The following is a 21615-nucleotide window of genomic DNA, read 5'->3' on the forward strand; positions in this document are numbered from 1 at the left end:
GAGAGGATGTCTTTCACTAATGGATAATAAGACTACACAGTATGATAAACGTCTATCGGAATACAGAGACAGACTGTTACAACGGAATAAGGAAATGACAACGGACGATGATGAGCTGATCGATTCGATCATCAATCAGAATGAACCGGAAAATAGCAAAGCTGACGGTAAAGCAGATGGTACATCTGAGGAGAAAATGGCAGATTCTGTATCAGATGCTTCTTCGGCGAAAGAAACACCGGTATCGGAATCCTATAAGGAATATGCAGACAAATTAGAGTCGGTATTAAAAGAGGTTGGGGTTGCGACAGCGGAGAAGTCCGAATCGAAGCAGCCGACAGAGAGAATAAAAGAAGACCGTGTAGCCGAAGAACGGAAAAGGCTTGCTTATAAGAAACTCGGTTATGAAGAACAGACGCAGGATGATACCATGAAATCTGAGGCAGATATGGATGAATCGGAAGAAGATGGACATACAGTTGCTGATGTATTTGCAAATCTGAGAGAAAGTGTCCGGGATGCAGTAGGTGAGGCTGAGAAGAAGGTCAGAAGCCGGAAGCCTGTCATATCAGAAGTGGGTAATGATGGACAGAAACGATCATTTCGACTGAATACACTCGGTAAATGGGCGGTTACAGGCATTGTATTGTTCGTAGTATTCCTCATCCTTACGATCGGTTATGTATCCGCGAATAAATCTTATAAGTATAATCAGATGGATATTCGTCCGATCAAGAACAATGATCTGGTTGTCAACGAAGGTGTAAAAGAACAGACAAAGGGTTATACCACGATTGCACTTTACGGAGTTGATTCCAGAGATTCAAATCTGAATACAGGAACAAACAGTGATGCGATCATTTTACTCAGTATCAATAAAGATACAAAAGAAGTTAAGATGGTTTCGGTATACAGAGATACATTGTTACAGATACAGAGCGACTCTCAGACAACTCATAAGGTCAATTACGCATATCAGCTCGGGGGTGCTTTAATGTCGATCAATACGTTAAATGCAAATCTGGATCTTGCTATATCGGATTATATTACCGTTGATTTTAATGCTATGGCAGATATAATCAATACGCTGGGAGGCGTAGAGGTAACGGTAACAGAAGATGAGGTAAATAATCTGAACAAGAATCTTGCGGAACAGATCGGTATTTCGGGAAAATATTCCGAGGGCGTTCATGAGGCGGGAACGAAGGTATTAAACGGACAGCAGGCAGTTGCATATTCCAGAATCCGAAGCACGGGTAAAGGAGATATTACCAGAACCATGAGACAGCGTACCGTATTACTTGGTCTGGTAAATAAAATGATAAATGCAGACAGTAAGATGATATCAAATCTGATCGATGTATCCTTTAGCTGCATATCAACCAGTCTTACAAAGGATGAAGTGACTTCGTTGGCGAAAGATATTGCTGACTATAAGATTACAGGAAATATTGGATTCCCGTTCTCTTATACACCGATGTCCTTAGATGGTAAAGGTAGTGTGATCGTAGCAGCGGATCTGAATGCAAATGTTACAGCTTTACATGAATATCTGTATGGAACATCGGGTTATACTCCGTCGACTACAGCATCATCTATAAGCACAGAAGTATCATCGGAAACGGGAGTGGCAGCAACAGAAGCAATTGATATAGATAAGGTATCAGGCGAAACTGCTGTTACAACACAGGAAAGCAGTGAAGCTTCGAGTGAATCGGCAACAAATGGATCTGAAACAGGTTCGACAACAGAAGTACAGACGATCACGACACCTCCGGCGGGAATGATAGAAAATGAATAATATCAGAATCCGTCTGAGACTTTTCGTAGGGAAGATTCCGGTGCTGACAGTGATCATATGTGTGATAGTATTACTTTTCGGGAAATACAGACAGATGGAATATGTCCGGGCGAATGAAACCGGAGTAATAGAGATAGAAAATACAGAGATTTTACCGGAGCAAATATTTTGCAGGCGCAATACCAATGACAGCTTCCCTGTACGTGGGGTATTGCTTCATGAATGGATTAAAGATATAAGACAGAATCTTGCATGGGCAGGTATGACAGAACGATATATCGCTCATATGGGACTGCATGAAAAGGTATGTCAGATGATGTTTGTAAATCCTGAGAATCTGGTTTTAAGTCATGATGTGACCAAGCTGGATAAGGAATTTAAGTCGGCGCTTAAGAAGTATCCTGTCGGTGGGATTATGCTGAAATCAAAAAACATACAGACGAAAAAACAGCTGAAAAAGCTGTTGAAGGAAATGCAGGATAATTCTGATATTACACTCTTCCTTGCTGTAGATGAGGAAGGCGGAACGGTCAGCCGCGTAATGCAGAAGCTTGGCAATATAGATGGCGGTGATATCGGATCAATGTATGATTACAGAAATCTGGGTGGAGATATTGCGTATGAGAATGCAAGACAGATCGGAGATAATCTGTCGTATTATGGATTTAACCTTGATTTTGCTCCGGTAGCAGATGTATGGTCAAATCCGGGGAATACAGTCATAGGAAAGAGAGCTTACAGCAATATTTATAGTGAAGCGGCGGAATTAATTCCATATGCGGTGCGCGGTTTTCACGCAGGCGGAGTGCTCTGTACTTTGAAGCATTTTCCCGGGCATGGCAATACAAAAGAAGATTCCCATTATGGAAATGCATATGTATATGAGACGAAAGACGATCTTGAAAACAATGAATTTCAGTCGTTTCGGGCAGGAATTGATGCAGGAGCTGACTTTGTGATGGTAGGGCATATGATCGTAACCGATATATCGAATATCCCATCCGATCTTTCTAAAGAAATCGTGACAGATATTCTTCGGACAGAACTTGGTTTTTCCGGAGTAATCATTACGGATTCATTGCAGATGGAATCAATTACCGATACATATTCAGCCGGGGATGCTGCGATTTATGCGGTGGCTGCAGGAAATGATATGATATTGGAACCGGAAAATCTGGAACAGGCAGTTGAGGGGATAAAGCAGGCAGTAAAAGATCAGATTATTGCGGAGACTCAGATCAACGAAAGCGTAAGAAGAATTTTGGTGATGAAGCATACTGCTATTGAGAAAGAATAGACCGATTGGGCAAATTTAAACACAAAACGCACAAAATGCGGATTATATATTTTAAAAGTAAAAGACACGATTTCAATGGAAAGACCATTGCAATTGTGTCTTTTTGATTTGCAATAATTTATATTGACTATACAAAACACTTTATAAAATTAAGTTTGCAAACTATCTGACAATTTGACGAAAAAAGTTGTTTACAAACGGAAAAAAAGATAGTATGATTACAAATCATAAAAAGCACAGAGCCGCATTTGAGAATCACTATCAGATAACCTGACTATAAGATCTCTACAGGTACTGGCAATAAGTTGGAAAGGAAAACGAGCATGGAAGATAACAGAAACGTAGTAAATCCAGGGTTATACAGTGAAGAATACGAACATGATAACTGTGGTATCGGTGCCGTTGTTAATATCAAAGGCATTAAGACACATGAAACCGTAAATAATGCGTTAAAGATTGTTGAAAATCTGGAACACAGAGCAGGAAAAGACGCAGAAGGAAAAACCGGTGATGGTGTAGGTATCCTTCTTCAGATTTCACATAAATTTTTTAAGAAAGCAGTTGCGGAGCTCGGATATGATCTGGGTAAAGAACGTGATTATGGTATTGGTATGTTTTTCTTTCCGCAGGATGAACTGCCAAGAAAACAGGCAATGAAGATGTTTGAGGTTATTGTCGAGAAAGAGGGACTTGAGTTCCTGTGTTGGAGAATGGTTCCGACTACTCCGGGAATTCTTGGAAAGAAGGCTGTTGATGTTATGCCGTGCATTATGCAGGCATTTATCAAGAGACCTGACAGCGTGAAAACGGGACTTGATTTTGACCGAAAGCTTTACTTTGTCAGAAGAATATTTGAAGAAAGTAATGATGATACCTATGTACCATCACTTTCCAGTAAAACGATCGTATATAAAGGTATGTTCTTAGTTGGAGAACTTCGTAAGTTCTATAACGACCTTCAGGATCCGGATTATGAATCAGCGATCGGACTTGTACATTCGAGATTCTCCACGAATACAACTCCTAGCTGGCTTCGGGCACATCCGTATCGTTATCTCTGCCATAATGGTGAGATCAATACGATTCGTGGAAATGAAGATAAGATGATCGCCAGAGAAGAGACAATGGAATCTACGATCATGCAGGACGAGATGTACAAGGTTATGCCTGTACTTGATCCAAATGGTTCCGATTCCGCAAGACTGGATAACTGTCTTGAATTCCTTGTATTAAATGGTATTCCGCTTCCGCTGGCAGTTATGATCACGATCCCTGAACCATGGGAAAATGATCGATTTATGAGCCAGGAGAAGAAAGATTTCTATCAGTATTATGCAACAATGATGGAGCCATGGGACGGACCTGCATCGATCCTGTTCACAGATGGAGATATCATGGGTGCAGTGCTTGACCGTAACGGACTCAGACCTTCCAGATATTATATAACAGATGATGATTATTTGATCCTTTCATCTGAAGTTGGTGTGTTAGAGGTCGATCCATCTAAGATCGTGAAAAAAGACCGTTTGAGACCGGGACGTATGTTGTTAGTCGATACAGTGAACGGAAGATTGATATCAGATGATGAGATCAAGGAGAAATATGCAAAAGCAAAACCATATGGTGAATGGCTTGACAGTAATCTGGTTCATTTAAATGATCTTAAGATACCGAATATTCGTGTAGAAGAATATACAGATGAAGAGCGTGCAAAACTCCAGACCGCATTTGGTTATACATTTGAAGATTTTAAAAATACAATCTATCCAATGGCTGAAAAAGGAGCAGAGGCAATCAGTGCAATGGGAACTGATACTCCGCTTGCAGTATTATCAAACAGCCACAAGCCATTGTTTAATTACTTTAAACAGTTATTTGCACAGGTAACAAATCCTCCAATTGATGCGATTCGTGAGGAGATCGTAACATCGACTTCCGTATATCTCGGAAAGGATGGAAATATTCTGGAAGAGAAGCCGGAGAACTGTCATGTATTAAAGATCCATAATCCGATCCTTACAAATACAGATCTTTTAAAGATCAAGAATATGAAGGTAGAGGGACTTAAGGTTGGCGTTCTTCCGATTCTTTATTATAAGAATACATCACTCGAAAAAGCTTTGGATCGATTGTTTGTAGAAGCAGACAAGTTGTATCGTGACGGTGTGAATATTCTGATCTTATCAGACCGTGGCGTAGATGAAACTCATGTTGCGATTCCTTCATTATTAGCTGTTTCGGCTATGCAGAAGCATCTGGTAAGAACAAAGAAGCGTACATCGGTTGCAATCATCCTTGAGAGTGCCGATCCTAGAAATGTTCATCATTTTGCAACGCTGCTTGGTTATGGTGCGTGTGCGGTTAACCCATATCTGGCGATCGAGACGATCAAGCAGATGGTTGACAGTCACCTGTTAAACAAAGATTTCAATGCGGCTGTTGATGATTACAATGCAGCGATCATGCATGGTATTGTAAAGATCGCATCCAAGATGGGTGTATCAACGATCCAGTCATACATGGGATCACAGATTTTTGAATGTATCGGACTTTCAAAAGAAGTAGTCGACAGATACTTTACTAATACAGTAAGCTGTGTAGGCGGTTCCGGTATCAAAGAGATCGAGGAGACGGTAGATGCTCTTCATTCATCAGCATTTGATCCGCTCGGCTTGGATACTAATCTCGCACTGACAAGTATCGGTGCACACAAGTTCAGAAGCGGCAAGGAAGAACATCTGTATAACCCACAGACGATCTACCTGTTACAGCAGGCAACCAGACGTGGTGATTATAACCTGTTCAAACAGTACACCGCATGTCTGGAAGATGAGACAAAACCATTCCATCTGAGAGGCCTGATGGAATTCAAATATGCAGAGAATCCGATTCCAATGGAAGAAGTAGAGCCGGTTGAATCAATCGTAAAACGATTCAAGACAGGAGCTATGAGTTATGGTTCTATCTCACAGGAAGCACATGAGTGCATGGCGATTGCGATGAATACGATCGGAGGCAAATCCAATTCCGGTGAGGGTGGAGAGTCCATTGAACGATTAACGATAGGAAAAGATGGCAAGAATCGTTGTTCAGCTATCAAACAGGTAGCTTCGGGACGATTCGGTGTTACATCCAGATATTTGGTCAGCGCAAAAGAGATCCAGATTAAGATGGCGCAGGGAGCAAAACCCGGTGAAGGTGGACATCTTCCGGGAGGCAAGGTATATCCTTGGATCGCAAAGACCAGATTGTCAACTCCGGGTGTCAGCCTGATCTCACCACCACCTCATCATGATATCTATTCGATCGAGGATCTGGCACAGTTGATCTATGATTGTAAGAATGCAAACCGAGATGCAAGAATTTCTGTAAAGCTGGTATCAGAAGCCGGTGTCGGTACAGTTGCAGCCGGTGTAGCAAAGGCAGGAGCACAGGTTATCCTGATCTCCGGTTATGATGGAGGTACCGGTGCGGCACCAAATAACTCTATTCATTATGCAGGACTTCCTTGGGAGCTTGGTCTGGCAGAGACACACCAGACATTGATCAAGAATGATCTTCGTAATAAAGTTATTCTGGAGACAGATGGTAAGCTGATGACCGGACGTGATGTTGCTATCGCGGCGATGCTTGGTGCAGAAGAATTCGGATTTGCGACAGCTCCACTGGTAACAATGGGCTGTGTAATGATGAGAGTGTGTAATCTGGATACCTGTCCGGTTGGTATTGCTACACAGAATCCGGAGCTTCGTAAGAGATTTAAGGGCAAACCGGAATATGTTATTAACTTTATGAAATTTATCGCAGAGGAGCTTCGTGAATATATGTCGAAGCTTGGTGTCAGAACTGTGGATGAGCTGGTAGGACGTTCCGATCTGTTATATGCAGGTAAGGGCGCAGAGGACAGAAATGTTGATCTGTCACTTATCATCAATAATCCATATATTGATGCACCTCAGAATAAGATAAAATATAACGAGAAGCATCCATATGACTTCCAGCTGGAGAAGACGATCGATATGCGTGTTCTGTTAAAGAAGCTTGGACCTGCCCTTGAAAAAGGACAGAAGAAGAGCATCGAGATCGATGTTACAAACACGGATCGTTCCGTTGGTACGATATTTGGATCAGAGATTACAAAACGTTATGGAGAGACGTTGGAGGATGATTCCTACCTTGTAAAATGCAATGGTGCGGGTGGACAGAGCTTTGGTGCATTTGTACCGAAGGGACTGACGCTGGAGCTTGTTGGTGACAGCAATGATTATTTCGGAAAAGGACTTTCCGGTGGTAAGCTGATCGTATATCCACCACGATCTGCCAGATTTGTCCATGAAGATAATATCATCATCGGTAACGTAGCACTTTATGGAGCAACCAGCGGTAAAGCATATATCAATGGTGTAGCCGGTGAAAGATTTGCTGTTCGTAACTCCGGTGCAACTGCAGTTGTAGAGGGCGTCGGTGACCATGGATGCGAGTATATGACAGGCGGTAAGGTAGTAGTTCTTGGACGCACCGGAAAGAATTTTGCCGCAGGTATGAGCGGTGGTATCGCATATGTATTGGATATAGAGAATGATCTGTATAAGCGTCTGAATAAGGGAATGATTCATGTCGAGGCCGTAACCGATAAATACGAGATCGGTGAATTAAAGCAGATGATCATGGATCATGTAAATTATACAAATTCAGAGGTCGGAAAACGAATTTTGGATAAGTTCGATGAATATCTTCCAAAATTCAAGAAGATCATTCCAAAGGATTACGAAAAGATGATGAACACGATTGTCGCATTGGAAGAAAAAGGTCTGAACAGTGAGCAGGCAACGATAGAAGCATTTTACAGGATTAAAAATGGAGGTAAATAGATATGGGAAAGCCAACGGGATTTTTAGAGTATGAAAGAGAAACCAGTATAGAGATCGCTCCGGAAGAAAGAATTAAGAATTTCAATGAGTTCCATATACCTTTAAGTCTTGAAGAGCAGAAGATCCAGGCTGCCAGATGTATGGACTGTGGTGTCCCGTTCTGTCAGGCAGGAATGATGATCGGCGGTATGGCATCCGGTTGTCCGTTGAATAATCTGATACCGGAATGGAACGATATGATCTATAACGATAACTGGGAGCATGCTTATGCGAGACTGAGCAAGACCAATAATTTCCCTGAATTTACCAGCCGTGTATGTCCAGCTCTCTGCGAGAAAGCCTGTACCTGTAACATTAACGGAGATCCGGTATCGGTAAGAGAGAATGAACGTGCGATTATTGAATATGCTTATGCAAATGGTCTGGTAAATGATCAGCCTCCAAAAGGAAAAACAGATAAAAAGGTTGCGGTGATAGGCTCCGGTCCGTCCGGACTTGCTGTGGCAGATATGTTGATCAGCCGCGGGCATGAGGTTACTGTATATGAGAGAAGTGACAGACCTGGTGGACTGTTAATGTACGGTATTCCGAATATGAAGCTTGAAAAAGAAGTGATCGACCGCAAGATTGCATATATGGAGAAACGAGGTATCCGTTTCGTATTAAATACGGAAGTAGCAACCGGAAAATCTTCGGCGAAGGCACCTTATCCAAAGGATGATCAGATAACAGGATACCTGAAGAATCCAAATCAGAAGTATGTAAAGGCGGAAGACCTGTTAAAGGAATATGACGCTATTGTACTTGCCTGTGGTGCATCTAATCCGAGAGATATCAAGGCAGCAGGCAGAGATGCGAAGGGAATCTATTTTGCGGTAGATTTCTTGAAGACAACCACAATGAGCCTTCGAAATTCGAAGTTTGCAGATAAACAGTTCGTGAACTGCAAGGGAAAAAATGTTCTGGTCATTGGTGGTGGTGATACCGGTAATGATTGTGTAGGAACGGCTGTCAGAGAAGGGGCAAAGAGTGTCACACAGCTCGAGATGATGCCGAAGCTTCCGGATCAGAGGGCGGAGAATAATCCATGGCCGGAATGGCCTAGAGTCTGCAAGACAGATTATGGTCAGCAGGAAGCAATCGCAGTATACGGACATGATCCTCGTATCTATGAGACAACAGTTAAAGAGTTTATAAAGGATAAGGATGGAAATGTCAAAGGAGCAAAATGCGTAAAGCTTGACTGGCAGAAAGATCCAAAAACCGGTCGTATGAATATGACAGAAGTACCTGACAGCGAATATGTGATTGACTGTGAAGTGGTTTTGATCGCGGCAGGATTCCTTGGAAGCCAGAAGTACGTAGCAGACAGCTTTGGTGTAGAATTAAATGAGCGTACTAATGTAAAGACTGCATGTCCGAAGTCTTATGCAACAAATGTTCCTAAGGTATTTGTTGCCGGTGACATGCACAGAGGACAGTCTCTGGTCGTATGGGCGATCCATGAGGGCAGAGAGGCAGCGGTTGCGGTTGATTCCATGCTGGTTGGATATACGAATCTTATGTAACATAAAATAAAGGGAAAAGCTCTCTTTTGAGAAGCAGGCTTGTTATAGTCTGTTATCCGAAGGAGAGCTTTTTGTTGTGTGCCCGGAGCAGGAGCCGGACTGACTGTTATTATAAATTTAAATAAGCCCTTCTCGAAAAGAAAAGGGCTTATCTAATATCTTCAACAACAAAGAAAAAAATTATGAATTAAGAACTGTCTATATAGTATCGGATAATTATGAACAAATTATGACCATAAAAACAACTATTTGAAAATATAAAGTAATTTTTTTTTGACATAAAGTATGCATTTGTGCGATATGAACAAAAAAACTTTATTCGCTTTGTGTATAATGATATTTTACTGTTCCTTTGCTGTTTATAAATAAATTTAATGTAATAAATGGTCGACCGGGAGATAAACCGGAAGTCCGTCTTTATACTGGAGGGATATTTCACCGATGATCAAAGGACGGAGATAGTCGATCATCTCGTCTGTGACATCATTTCCATCTGGATGGATCCACTCTGATGGTACGGACTTTGCTTCATTTGCGATCTTTGATACATCAGCCGACTGGATCACCCATTGATATGGATCATTGGAGATACGATTGATCGTAACCATGATACCGGTCTTACCTTCAGCGGCATATTTGACTGCGGCCTGCCCGAGAGCAAAGGATTCTGTGATATCTGTTCTGGAAGCAATGTGACCTGCACAGCGCTGCAATACATTTAATTCGATTGAACGAACTTTTACACCGATTTCATCACGTACAAGATATTCTAAGGCTTTTCCGGCACCACTTAGCTGTGCATGACCGAATTTGTCAGCAACTGCAGAATCAGAACTGATATAATTGCCATCAGCATCGTGGATTCCTTCTGAGACAGCTACGATAACCGTTTTTTGTTTGGTAAGCTTGTTTTTTACATCTTTTAAGAACTGCTCTTTTGAGAATGCAACTTCCGGCAGATAGATGAGATCCGGTGCCTGACTGTAAGTTGTTCTGGCAAGTGCAGAGGATGCTGTGAGCCATCCTGCATCGCGCCCCATTATTTCTACGATGATAACAGCCGGAATCTTATAGATATAAGCGTCGTGTGCAATCTCAAGCATGGTGGAAGCTACATATTTGGCAGCAGAGCCAAAGCCCGGGGTATGGTCGGTTGCATATAGATCGTTGTCAATCGTCTTTGGTATACCGACGATCCTGACATCAGAATGAATACTTTCTGCATATGCACTGAGTTTCATAACCGTATCCATAGAATCATTTCCACCAATATAGAAAAATGCTGCAATTCCGTATTCTTCAAAACGTTCAAAGATCTGTTCATAAGGAACAGGATCTTTATCGTAGTCCGGAAGCTTATATCGGCAAGAACCGAGATACATGGCAGGTGTCAGTTCGAGGGTATTTAACATCGGGAAATGAGAAAGAGCCATCAGAGACATATCCATCAGATTATTTTCAAGTACTCCGGTTATGCCGTGGAGAGAACCGTAGATACGGGTGAAGCTGCCGGATTTTTTTACTCCATCGATCACTCCGGCAAGAGAAGCGTTGATGGCAGCGGTTGGACCGCCGGATTGAGCTACGATGCAATTTTCTTTTTTCATTTTGATTCTCCATTCTTTTGTGTAATAAAATTAAAAACCGTTTTCTAATCATAGAGACCGGTTAGGGTAATGATTCCTTTTTTGTATAAAATGTCAGGAACATAAGACATTTTGGATTTGCGAAGCCCGGGAAGTCCCAGATCCTCTTCTCTGTTTACATATGTGTAATTTTGAAGTTCGTTTGCAACAAATGTTTTGTTGATCATAGGATAGATGCCGTCAATGCTGTCGTCCGCTTTCTCAAAATGTACATCAAAAGTATCATTGGTCAAGGGCTCGCCCAGTGTGAATGCAGAAGGAATGTGATTGACGTATATGATTCCGCCTGTCATCTGCATTTTTCTCCTGTTTGACAGGGCTTTTCGGATAATATTATATTCATAAGCATGTTCTTCGGCAAGCTCAGGCTGTAGGACATCGTGTTTTTCCACCCAATATCTGGCGATCGCAAGACATGCATCTATGTGTTCGTCCGTGATCGTGTAATATTCATAGTCCGGGTAATTACGCATGAAATTATTGATATGATTACGTTTGCCGTGCAGCTTTTTGCCACGGAGATATGTGAGCTTTTCTACCGTATAGATATAGTCAAAATCACCGGGATCCAGTGTGTAAGGGAATTCCTTTCCATACCAGCCTGTGATAATTTCATAGATTTCTGGTGTAGCACAGTGTACACATGGTGTAACACCCTGAGCATGAAAATAGGTACAGACTTCATCAAATACAGAACGCGCGTTCAGCAGATAATCCGGGTTCTGTATATCTTTTATAAAATCTGTACCAATGCCGATCGGAAAGGTAAAAGAAGAAGGTTTGCCATCTTCTTCAGCTATAAAAACAAGCATTTCTGAAAGAATTACATAAGAGACATGGTATTCTTCTGCCCATAGAATTGCATTGCCGGTACAGAAGCCGCAATCTTTAATGCTGCTTCCTTTCAAATAGCGGTTTAAAATGTCAAGTTGCGATAAATTTGGTTTAATAAGTTCCATTTTTATATATCTTTCTAATGATTTATAATTCTGATTAATTTTATTCCGGACTGTAAAGCAGTGTGCGGAGATTCTTTCTTCCGTAGGTCATCAGTCCGTCAATGATTGCTTTTTTGTTGTCATCGGAGGTCTCTATATCTACCGTTTCCAGAAGTTCATTTACATATCCGCTCCATTTTTCATATATTTTACGCTGAGCTTCATCAGAAACCGGTGGGAGAGAGAGGGATGCATGGACGTTGGCTTCGTCTTCGCCGGAATCATCCGAGATCCGGTAAACAACGGAATCGGGAGTCAGAGCATCCTGACCATAGGCGATGGAATATAGTTCCTCTGTTCGCACAAGACCGCAGTCGTACATCTCGATAACCAGATCACGAATACATTCATCTAATTTGTTGAAATAGTGTTGATACCGGATTTTCATGATCTCATCGGCATCGGCCATATCTTCTTTGTTGTACCAGTATCCCATGCTTTCGTCAATATCATCAATTTCGTCAAAAAGATCATTTTCAAGATTCCGTTTGGCGGCGGCAGATCGTTTGCTGCGTGTCGTTGATACCTTTTTCCCGGAAGAGCTGATTGTCCAGATAATCAGAAAAATAAAAACCAGAAGCAATAGGATGCCAAATATAATTGTCAATATTGTTTTACTCATATCGGTTTACCTGCCATATTTTATTAATCCCTGCCTTGTAAAAAACAGTAGAAATTTTCATACTTAGATGCATTATACTACAGGGATAAAGGTTTTTTCAATTCTTCTGACTGAAAAAAAGAAACCATTATTCAAATTTTAGGTATTGCATGTAAAAAAGGCCTATAGTATAATTACGTTAAAGCTGAGATGTACTAAGCTTCTTGCGATTTTGAACCTACATTTGAATAAAAGGGATTCCTATATTGCTGCTTGTGATGTCATGCCTCTTTAATACGTGGAAGACAGAGATTCAGTTGCGGTTGCCCACCTAGCATTGGCTAGGACTCAAAATGCAGGAACGCATTTCAGTTTTATACGAAAGATAAAGAGCAGCATCTAAGATGCTGCTTTTTCTGTGTTAAAGTATACCCGAAAAATGGAGAATATATGAAAAAATTAATCAAATTTATTACATTATGCATAACATGTCTGTTGGTTGTGGGTACCCTGTATGCGGCAAAGATGGCAGTAAGCGAGAAAACGGATGTGGATGATATTTTTTCACGGGCGGATATCAGTATATTTTCGAATATAAGAGAACGTACGCAGACGGCGGCAGAGCATGCGGATAAAAAAAGTAAAGAGACAGATACAAAAAAGAAGAACGGACAGGATGAGAAAAAAGAAGCAGAAATAAAATCTGTGGTGCCGGAACAGGTGAAGGTACTGTTGTCGAATCATGGAGTCTATCTACAGGATACGGTGAGCATCAGTTGTGCCGGAACATATAATGTAAATGTGGACGGAAAGAAGACCATCTCGTATAAGAAAAATGATGTATTTGATGTAGCGGCATTTGCTGAGGAGAATACATTTGACTATATCACGGTGGAGCCTGAGACCGCTTCTGACCGGATCGTACTTAAAAATTTTGAAAAATCAGACGGAACGCCATCCTATCACGGAACTATACACATACAGAAAAAGGAAGGGTATATCGTTACAAATGAGATTGATCTGGAAGAATACCTGTATGCGGTTGTATCCAGTGAGATGCCATCTTCCTATGAGAAGGAGGCATTAAAGGCACAGGCAATCTGTGCCAGAAGTTATGCGGTAAACAGAATCCGAGATCATGCATATGAAAAGTATGGTGCCGATCTTGATGATACGACAGCCTGTCAGGTATACAACAATATATTTGAAACACCGGAAACGATAGAGGCGGTACAGGAGACTGCAGGTGAAGTGCTCACTTGCGATGGAGATATGGTACAGGCATATTTTTTTTCTACTTCATGCGGAACCACATGCAGAAATGATGATGTATGGGGAGGAGATAAATTGTCATATCTGAACGATCAGTTGGAGACTTATGCAGAGACCGAAGCAAAGCTAAATAGTACACCTGTTATGCTTGATCATGGATATTTTCAGATCGGGGATGGAAGACTGTCTACAGAGGAGGTTTTTCGTGATTTTATAGATAAGAAGATATATGTGAATAGTATTGAAAAAGAAGAACCGATGTATCGCTGGTCGATAGACTATAGTAAAGAGCAGATGCAGTCAGCTGTGTCACAGGGGCTTCCGCAGGTGGCTGCCGGTTGTCTTACTTTTTATGATAAAGAGGGGAATGAATCGGATGCAATAACCGAATTTGCGGGGCAGGAAGCAGAAGAGATTCTTGGGACGATAAAAAATATCATAATAACAGAAAGAGGAAATAGCGGAATCGCACAAAGTATGGTAATATACGGAAAACAGGGTGCTGTAAAGGTTGATGGCCAGATGGCGATCCGGCAGGTATTATATCCGTTTGAAGTCGAAATTGTAAAACAGGATGAGAGCAGAGTGAGCGGATGGTCGTTGTTGCCAAGTGCATATTTTTATATCGAAAAGGACAAAGAAGGGGCGTATCATCTATATGGCGGCGGTTTTGGCCATGGTGTCGGAATGAGCCAGAACGGAGCAAACGATCTTGCGAAAAAGGGCTATAAATATGAGAAGATTCTGCTGCATTATTTTTATGGAGCAGAAATAAAAAAAATAAATGAGACAGGATTTGTAACAGATGAAAAAATACAGGAATAAGGTCACAGGGGTGATAGACAGAGTTCAGAATATTGCTATTGTCCGGATGGTTCAGGGAGTGATGGGAATTAACAAAGACAATCAGTTGTCTGCGTTTGCGGCACAGGCAGCTTTCTTTTTACTGCTTTCATTTTTCCCATTTGCCATGATGCTCCTGATCGGTATACGATTTTTGCCGGTGACTCAGGCAGAATTTGTGGCATTGATAGAAGAAATCATTCCCGGTGATATGGCGAATATGCTCAGCTATATGGTGGATGAGATCTATAGTGCTCAGGTTGGGATGACAATGATCATATCAGCGATTGTAGCAATCTGGTCGGCAGCAAAGGGAACGATGGCGATCGAACGGGGACTCAATTTTATGGATCGGACAAAGGATACTAAGAATTATATATTAAGAAGACTGACAAATGCATTATATACGTTAATTTTCTGCGTTATGCTGATCGCACTGGCAGGTGTATATGTTCTGGGAAATACGATCATGGAAGATATACTGGCAAAGACGAACTGGGTGGATTATTCAGAAAAGGTATTTTTCTATTCGAGACTGTTAACCGCACCGGTATTGGTATTTGCCGTTATTCTGCTGATATACTGTCGTTTGCCGGATAATCACCTGCGCCTTAAGACAGCAATACCGGGGGCGGTATTTACAACCGTATGCTGGGTTCTGTTATCAGCAGCGTTTTCTTCCTATCTTACTTATTTTGGAATCAATACTTATATGTATGGGAACCTTGGAAGTATGGTAATCGCTATGCTCTGGTTATATATATGTATGTATATCCTGCTGCTGGGTGCTGAATTAAATCTGTTCTTCAGGGATAGTATACGGGATATTTTTATTAAGCTCAGGGATCAGATTCAGAAAAAATTCTCGGGAAAAGAAAAAAAATAGCAGAAAAATATTGAAAAATATGGATGAGAGAAATATACTAAGCGTATAAATGAATGGGGAATTTGAATTCGATGAGAGGAGAAAAAATGAAAAAAAGATTCTTACAAAATGAAGGCTTTTCACTGGTTGAACTGATCATTGTAATTGCGATCATGGCTATTCTTGCAGGAGCACTTGCTCCGGCGCTTATTAAATATATCAAGAAATCCAGATTACAGGTATATCTGGATACGGCATCCGAGCTGCAAAAGGCAGTTGTAAATATGGCGATCGAAGCAAATGAAGCAGGGTATGCCGTTCGTGCTGTCACATATTCCGGTTCGACGGATGACGGCTCCGGTACAGGGACGATCATCTGTAAGGATAATGCCGGCAACTTCGTAGATATGCCTGCGGCAGATAAGGCGAAGTATTTTAAACAGATGTTTACATCGCTTGGAATGGGAAGTATTACACTCTATAATCAGGGAGTTCCGCTTCAGATCGCGCTTTCAGAAAACGGCGGTGCCGTTGCATCCGACCCGGATACAGGTGTACAGTCGGTTATCATGTTATCAGACGACAAAGGAAATCTGAGAGCGAAGCTTACATTTTCTGTAACAGATAATGAATGGGTCGTTGAAGAAAGTTATTGACACATATTAAAAATGTGCTATATTTAAGTATAGTTTTAACCATCCTGACTATAAGCGGATGGAAGAGAAGACGTTGAAGATGCAAAAGATGGGATATGTCTGACAGAGAGACCGGGTCATCGGCTGGAAGCCTGGTCGAGCACCATATTTCATTTAATTTCACATCCGAGTTTTATCTCTGAGGATTCCTTAAAAGGAAGCGTAGGAGATAACGGGTTATGACCGTTATAACATAGAATGAGTGCTGGCAGTTCCGGGAAGACCGGGTGTCAGAATCAGGGTGGTATCGCGGTTGCTCCGTCCCTTTGTGGACTGGGGCTTTTTTTATTTTTAATTTATTTTAATTTAAGGAGAATGAAAGATGAAAGACAGATTAGAGGCAATCAAAGCAGCAGCACTTGCCAAGATCAATGAAGCAGATGTACTGACATCCTTAAATGATGTAAAAGTATCTGTACTCGGAAAGAAAGGTGAACTGACCCAGGTATTAAAGGGTATGAAAGATGTAGCACCTGAAGATCGACCAAAGGTTGGACAGATGGTAAATGAAGCAAGACAGGCGATTGAGACAGCCTTAGAGGAAAAGTCAAAGAAGATCAATCAGTCACTTCGTGCAGAGAAGATGAAGCGCGAAACGATCGACGTTACCCTTCCGGGAATCAAGAAGATCGATGGACACAGACATCCGAATCAGATCGCTCTTGAAGATCTGGAACGTGTATTCATCGGTATGGGCTATGAGATCGTAGAAGGCCCTGAAGTTGAATATGATAGATATAATTTCGAATTATTAAATATCCCTGCAAATCATCCTGCAAAGGATGAACAGGATACCTTCTATATCACAAAGGATATCCTGCTCCGTACACAGACATCTCCGGTACAGGCAAGAATCATGGAGAAGGGCAACCTTCCGATCCGTATTCTTTCACCGGGACGAGTATTCAGAGCTGATGAAGTAGATGCAACACATTCACCATCCTTCCATCAGGTAGAAGGTCTGGTTATCGATAAGAACATTACGATGGCTGACTTAAAGGGAACCTTACAGCAGTGGGCAAAGGAATTCTTCGGTGAAAACACAAAGGTTAAGTTCCGTCCACATCATTTCCCATTCACAGAGCCATCAGCAGAGATGGATGTAACCTGTTTCAAATGTGGCGGAAAGGGCTGTCGTGTATGTAAGGGAAGCGGCTGGATCGAGATCCTTGGCTGTGGTATGGTTCATCCAAAGGTACTTCATGACTGTGGCATTGATCCGGAGGAATATTCAGGATTTGCATTTGGTATCGGTCTGGAGCGTGTAGCACTGTTAAAATACGAAATCGACGATATGCGTCTTCTTTACGAAAACGATGTACGTTTCTTACAGCAGTTCTAAAAAACAGGAAAAGGAGATAGAAAAATGAATACACCACTTTCATGGATAAAAGTATATGTGCCTGATCTTGATGTAGAGGCACAGGAATTTGTCGATGCAATGACACTTTCCGGTTCACATGTAGAAGGTTTTGAGAAAAAAGACAAGAATCTTGAAAAGATCGTAGTTGGTAAGATCGTTAAGATAGAAAAGCATCCGGATGCTGACAAGCTGGTTGTATGTCAGGTCGATATCGGAGCAGATGAGCTGCTTCAGATCGTAACCGGAGCACCAAATGTAAAAGAAGGAGATCTGGTTCCTACCGTACTTGACGGTGGTAAAGTAGCAGGCGGACACGATGGCGGGGAGCTTCCTGCTGATGGAATCAAGATCAAGAAGGGCAAGCTTCGTGGTGTGCCATCTTATGGTATGATGTGTGCGATCGAGGAGCTGGGATCATCCAGAGAGCTGTATCCGGAAGCACCGGAAAACGGTGTCTATGTATTTCCTGCGGAAGCAGATGTAAAGCCGGGTGACGATGCAGTAAAGGCACTGGGTCTGGATGATGTCGTTGTAGAATATGAGATCACATCAAACCGTGTAGACTGCTTCTCCATGATCGGTATGGCAAGAGAGGCTGCTGTTACATTTGACAAGCCGTTCTACCCACCGGTGATCAAGGAAACAGGAAATGACGAAGATGTAAATAACTATGTATCTGTAGAAGTACAGGACACAGATCTGTGTAAGCGTTACTGCGCAAGAGTTGTAAAGAACTTAAAGATTGGCCCATCACCAAAATGGATGAGAGAGAGACTTGCTTCACAGGGAATCCGTTCGATCAACAATCTGGTTGATATCACAAACTATGTAATGGAAGAATACGGACAGCCAATGCATGCGTATGATCTGTCTACGATCGCAGGAAATAAGATCATTGTCAGACGTGCAAAGGATGGCGATACATTTGTGACACTCGATGGTCAGGAGAGAAAGCTGGATAAGGATGTCCTGATGATCTGTGACGGAGAAAAAGAAGTTGGTATCGCAGGTATCATGGGTGGTGAGAACTCCATGGTAACAGATGATATCCGGACCTTATTATTTGAAGCAGCATGCTTCGACGGAACCAATATCCGTCTGTCATCCAGAAGACTCGGACTTGCAACGGATGCTGCATTCAAGTTCACAAAGGGACTGGATCCAAACCTTGCAGAAGAAGCAATCAACCGTGCATGCCAGTTGATCGAAGAAATGGGTGCAGGTGAAGTTGTTGGCGGTATGGTTGATGTATATCCGGATCCTGTACAGCCTAAAGTGCTTCCATTTGAGCCTGAAAAGATCAACAAGCTTCTTGGTACCGATATTGATGAAAAGACTATGCTTGATATATTCGGCAAGCTGGAATTAACATATGATGAAGCAGCAAAGACACTTACTGTTCCAACCTTCCGTCAGGATTTAAACTGCATGGCAGATCTGGCAGAAGAAGTTGCCCGTTTCTATGGATATGATAAGATTCCGATGTCACTTCCAAAGGGTGAAGCTACCGTAGGTAAGAAGCCATACAGCCACAGAATCTATGACATTGCAAGAAACATTCTGGAAGGGAACGGATTCTCCGGCGGTATGTGCTATTCATTTGAAAGCCCGAAGGTATTTGACAAATTACTGCTTCCTGCTGATTCTGTCTACAGAAAGGCGATCACGATCGCAAATCCGCTGGGAGAGGATTTCAGTATCATGAGAACGGTATCCTTAAATGGTATGCTGACTTCTCTTGCAACGAACTTCAATCGTAAGAATAAGGTTGCACGTCTGTACGAGTTCGGAAATGTATATCTTCCAAAGCAGCTTCCACTGACAGAGCTTCCGGAAGAACGTATGAAGCTCACGATCGGTATGTACGGCGAGGGTGATTTCTTCAACTTAAAGGGTGTGATCGAGGAGTTATTCGATAACCTTGGTATGAAGAATATCTGTACCTATGTTCCTACAACAGAGCATCCGTTCTTGCATCCGGGTCGTCAGGCAAATATCGTAAAGGACGATACCGTTGTTGGTTATCTCGGTCAGCTTCATCCGGAAACCTGTGATAACTATAACTTAAAGGGTGAGGTATATGTAGCAGTTCTCGATATGCCAAATGTCGTAGCACTGTCGTCCTTTGATATCAAGTATGAAGGTATTGCAAAGTTCCCTGGAAGTACCAGAGACTTGAGTATGGTTATGGATAAGAGCATCTTTGTCGGTCAGGTAGAAGAACTGATCAAGAAGTGTGGCGGCAAGCTGCTTGAAAGCTATAAGCTCTTTGATGTATATGAAGGCGAGCAGATCGCAGCCGGTAAGAAGTCTGTTGCTTACACGATGACTTTCCGTGCAAAAGACAGAACCTTAGAGGCCGGAGAAGTCGATAAGATCATTGAGAAGCTTGTAAAAGAATTAGGAAAGCTTGGTATTGAACTCAGAGCTTAATTTACAGGTTTAGATAATTCTGGTATTATGAACCGGAGGATATTTGTAATGCAGGTATTCTCCGGTTTGGTATATCAGATTGTTCAGACCCTTTTGGTTATAGGGATAAGAAGGAGAGAAGATAGGAAAAAGAAAGTTACAAATGATGGCAGTAGCTATGGTGCTTGTCATGGCAGCAGGGATGATCGGGGAATTATTTGAAAATCAGGGAACGATATCTACGGTATCTGAAGTGCATGCAGAAGAGACTGATACGATTTATACAACGGAGAATCGATATTATCAGTATCGCATACTGGATAAAGAAAAGAAGACCATAGAGATTGTAAAGGGTGTTGAAGGCGGTCTTATGTTGAAGATTGTGGAAGGAAAGGCAGTCTTGAATATTCCGTCAGAACTGGAAGGTTATACCGTAGTATCCCTTGGTGGAGAGGCATTTGCCAATATGATAAAGATAGCTTTAAAGAAACAGATGAAAAAGAAATCCATTGGATATGTAAAGACATGGAAGATAAAATAATTAGAAAATAAATTTATAAAACCCTTGCCTGTTATGGATATGAGAAATATATGAATCTATAGCAGACAGGGGTTTTGTTATATTTTATTTGATATGAGATGCTGTATCCGGATTTTTTATGGTTAAACTTGTTTTCCCCTTTGATATCCGTTACAATCAAATTTGGAGAGATGGCGGCAATATACTAAGCAAAAAAATACGCATGTTATTCTGTTCTGTCAGGAAAGAAGATGGAACATGGATAATGAATTAGTATATTCCGCTGATGCGACATATCAGAAAGCACAGTATGATGCCAGTGCCAAGCGCTTGCTTGGACAGAAGATCATATTGGCGCATATACTGATCAGGTTAGTAGAAGAATTTAAAGGTATGGATGCAGATATGGTTGCTTCGCTGATCGAGGGCGAACCGTATATCAGTCAGGTTCCGGTAGAACCCGGACTAACGAACAAAGAAATGGTAGATGCCGGAACCGGTGAACGGATTGTCGGGCTGAACACAGAAAGTTCCGAGATCGATGAGGGCAAGGTGTGTTTTGACATCATTTTCTATGTGCGGATGAGGGATGGACTGGCAAAAATGATCATCAATCTGGAAGCGTCGCAGACAATGACGGCAGAACAAAAATTGAAGCTTATGAAACAGGAGTATGATATACCGGTAGAGAGACGCGGTATAAGAGATGGGGTGAAGATCATGTGCAATCTGAGTGAAGGCGTAGAGGAAATGGGATATGCAAAGGGCGAAGCCGCTGGAATAGCGATAGGCGAAGCACGAGGCAAGGCTGTTGGAAGGTCGGAAGAAAGAGCTGGTATTATCCTGAAAATGCATAAGAAAGG

At 41.8% G+C, this 21615-nt stretch carries 14 protein-coding genes; 11 read left to right on the forward strand and 3 right to left on the reverse strand.

The window, feature by feature from the left end; translation table 11 throughout:
* Window positions 1-19: 19 nt before the first annotated feature.
* The 4 genes from DWW43_RS05155 to DWW43_RS05170 all read left to right on the forward strand — a co-directional run bounded on the left by DWW43_RS05155 (window position 20) and on the right by DWW43_RS05170 (window position 9537).
* Complete coding sequence (locus DWW43_RS05155) at window positions 20-1801, forward strand: LCP family protein (RefSeq protein ID WP_119962922.1); 1782 nt, start codon at window positions 20-22, stop codon at window positions 1799-1801.
* Window positions 1794-3098 (forward strand): glycoside hydrolase family 3 N-terminal domain-containing protein, encoded by a 1305-nt coding sequence (locus DWW43_RS05160; RefSeq protein ID WP_119962923.1) that lies wholly within the window; start codon window positions 1794-1796, stop codon window positions 3096-3098. Before DWW43_RS05155 ends, DWW43_RS05160 begins: the two co-directional genes overlap by 8 nt.
* Before the next feature lie 323 nt (window positions 3099-3421).
* The gene (gene gltB / locus DWW43_RS05165; protein ID WP_008401271.1) at window positions 3422-7969 is read left to right on the forward strand and encodes a glutamate synthase large subunit; all 4548 of its coding nucleotides are present in this window, start codon (window positions 3422-3424) and stop codon (window positions 7967-7969) included.
* A 2-nt stretch (window positions 7970-7971) separates the two neighbouring features.
* The gene (locus tag DWW43_RS05170) at window positions 7972-9537 is read left to right on the forward strand and encodes a glutamate synthase subunit beta (protein WP_119962924.1); all 1566 of its coding nucleotides are present in this window, start codon (window positions 7972-7974) and stop codon (window positions 9535-9537) included.
* Window positions 9538-9908: 371 nt separating this feature from the next.
* On the opposite strand, the gene DWW43_RS05175 is transcribed toward DWW43_RS05170, so the two are convergent.
* Genes DWW43_RS05175 through DWW43_RS05185 form a run of 3 tightly spaced genes read right to left on the reverse strand, consistent with a single transcriptional unit; the run spans window position 9909 to window position 12803 of the window.
* The gene (locus DWW43_RS05175) at window positions 9909-11144 is read right to left on the reverse strand and encodes a 6-phosphofructokinase (RefSeq protein ID WP_119962925.1); all 1236 of its coding nucleotides are present in this window, start codon (window positions 11142-11144) and stop codon (window positions 9909-9911) included.
* A gap of 44 nt (window positions 11145-11188) precedes the next feature.
* Complete coding sequence (locus DWW43_RS05180; RefSeq protein WP_008401274.1) at window positions 11189-12142, reverse strand: phosphatidylglycerol lysyltransferase domain-containing protein; 954 nt, start codon at window positions 12140-12142, stop codon at window positions 11189-11191.
* Window positions 12143-12182: 40 nt separating this feature from the next.
* The gene (locus DWW43_RS05185; protein WP_008401276.1) at window positions 12183-12803 is read right to left on the reverse strand and encodes a hypothetical protein; all 621 of its coding nucleotides are present in this window, start codon (window positions 12801-12803) and stop codon (window positions 12183-12185) included.
* 429 nt (window positions 12804-13232) lie between these two features.
* On the opposite strand from DWW43_RS05185, the gene DWW43_RS05190 reads away from it, so the two are divergent.
* The 7 genes from DWW43_RS05190 to DWW43_RS05220 form a co-directional block, all read left to right on the forward strand.
* Complete coding sequence (locus DWW43_RS05190) at window positions 13233-14879, forward strand: SpoIID/LytB domain-containing protein (RefSeq protein ID WP_119962926.1); 1647 nt, start codon at window positions 13233-13235, stop codon at window positions 14877-14879.
* A complete protein-coding gene (locus DWW43_RS05195; protein ID WP_008401278.1) occupies window positions 14860-15783 on the forward strand; it encodes a YihY/virulence factor BrkB family protein in 924 nt (307 codons plus the stop codon). Before DWW43_RS05190 ends, DWW43_RS05195 begins: the two co-directional genes overlap by 20 nt.
* Window positions 15784-15869: 86 nt before the next feature.
* A complete protein-coding gene (locus tag DWW43_RS05200) occupies window positions 15870-16418 on the forward strand; it encodes a type II secretion system protein (RefSeq protein ID WP_049941089.1) in 549 nt (182 codons plus the stop codon).
* 361 nt (window positions 16419-16779) lie between these two features.
* Window positions 16780-17799 carry a phenylalanine--tRNA ligase subunit alpha gene (gene pheS, locus DWW43_RS05205; RefSeq protein WP_008401280.1) on the forward strand — a complete coding sequence of 340 codons (1020 nt, stop codon included), beginning with the start codon at window positions 16780-16782 and terminating at the stop codon, window positions 17797-17799.
* 24 nt (window positions 17800-17823) lie between these two features.
* Entirely contained in the window at window positions 17824-20253 is a 2430-nt protein-coding gene (pheT, locus tag DWW43_RS05210; protein ID WP_008401281.1) for a phenylalanine--tRNA ligase subunit beta, read from the forward strand.
* A 142-nt stretch (window positions 20254-20395) separates the two neighbouring features.
* A complete protein-coding gene (locus tag DWW43_RS05215; protein WP_008401283.1) occupies window positions 20396-20773 on the forward strand; it encodes a hypothetical protein in 378 nt (125 codons plus the stop codon).
* A gap of 237 nt (window positions 20774-21010) precedes the next feature.
* On the forward strand, window positions 21011-21615 hold a 605-nt coding region (locus tag DWW43_RS05220), incomplete at its 3' end, for a hypothetical protein (RefSeq protein WP_119963002.1).

The sequence above is a fragment of the Clostridium sp. AF15-41 genome (assembly GCF_003604095.1).
Lineage (GTDB): Bacteria > Bacillota > Clostridia > Lachnospirales > Lachnospiraceae > Coprococcus.

What these genes read in the sequence shown, in the direction of transcription:
- DWW43_RS05155 (WP_119962922.1), top strand. Translation starts at nt 20, where the DNA reads ATGGATAATAAGACTACACAGTATGATAAACGTCTATCGGAATACAGA.
- DWW43_RS05175 (WP_119962925.1), bottom strand. Translation starts at nt 11,144, where the DNA reads ATGAAAAAAGAAAATTGCATCGTAGCTCAATCCGGCGGTCCAACCGCT.
- DWW43_RS05160 (WP_119962923.1), top strand. Translation starts at nt 1,794, where the DNA reads ATGAATAATATCAGAATCCGTCTGAGACTTTTCGTAGGGAAGATTCCG.
- DWW43_RS05185 (WP_008401276.1), bottom strand. Translation starts at nt 12,803, where the DNA reads ATGAGTAAAACAATATTGACAATTATATTTGGCATCCTATTGCTTCTG.
- DWW43_RS05195 (WP_008401278.1), top strand. Translation starts at nt 14,860, where the DNA reads ATGAAAAAATACAGGAATAAGGTCACAGGGGTGATAGACAGAGTTCAG.
- DWW43_RS05190 (WP_119962926.1), top strand. Translation starts at nt 13,233, where the DNA reads ATGAAAAAATTAATCAAATTTATTACATTATGCATAACATGTCTGTTG.
- pheS (WP_008401280.1), top strand. Translation starts at nt 16,780, where the DNA reads ATGAAAGACAGATTAGAGGCAATCAAAGCAGCAGCACTTGCCAAGATC.
- DWW43_RS05200 (WP_049941089.1), top strand. Translation starts at nt 15,870, where the DNA reads ATGAAAAAAAGATTCTTACAAAATGAAGGCTTTTCACTGGTTGAACTG.
- pheT (WP_008401281.1), top strand. Translation starts at nt 17,824, where the DNA reads ATGAATACACCACTTTCATGGATAAAAGTATATGTGCCTGATCTTGAT.
- DWW43_RS05170 (WP_119962924.1), top strand. Translation starts at nt 7,972, where the DNA reads ATGGGAAAGCCAACGGGATTTTTAGAGTATGAAAGAGAAACCAGTATA.
- DWW43_RS05180 (WP_008401274.1), bottom strand. Translation starts at nt 12,142, where the DNA reads ATGGAACTTATTAAACCAAATTTATCGCAACTTGACATTTTAAACCGC.
- gltB (WP_008401271.1), top strand. Translation starts at nt 3,422, where the DNA reads ATGGAAGATAACAGAAACGTAGTAAATCCAGGGTTATACAGTGAAGAA.
- DWW43_RS05215 (WP_008401283.1), top strand. Translation starts at nt 20,396, where the DNA reads ATGATGGCAGTAGCTATGGTGCTTGTCATGGCAGCAGGGATGATCGGG.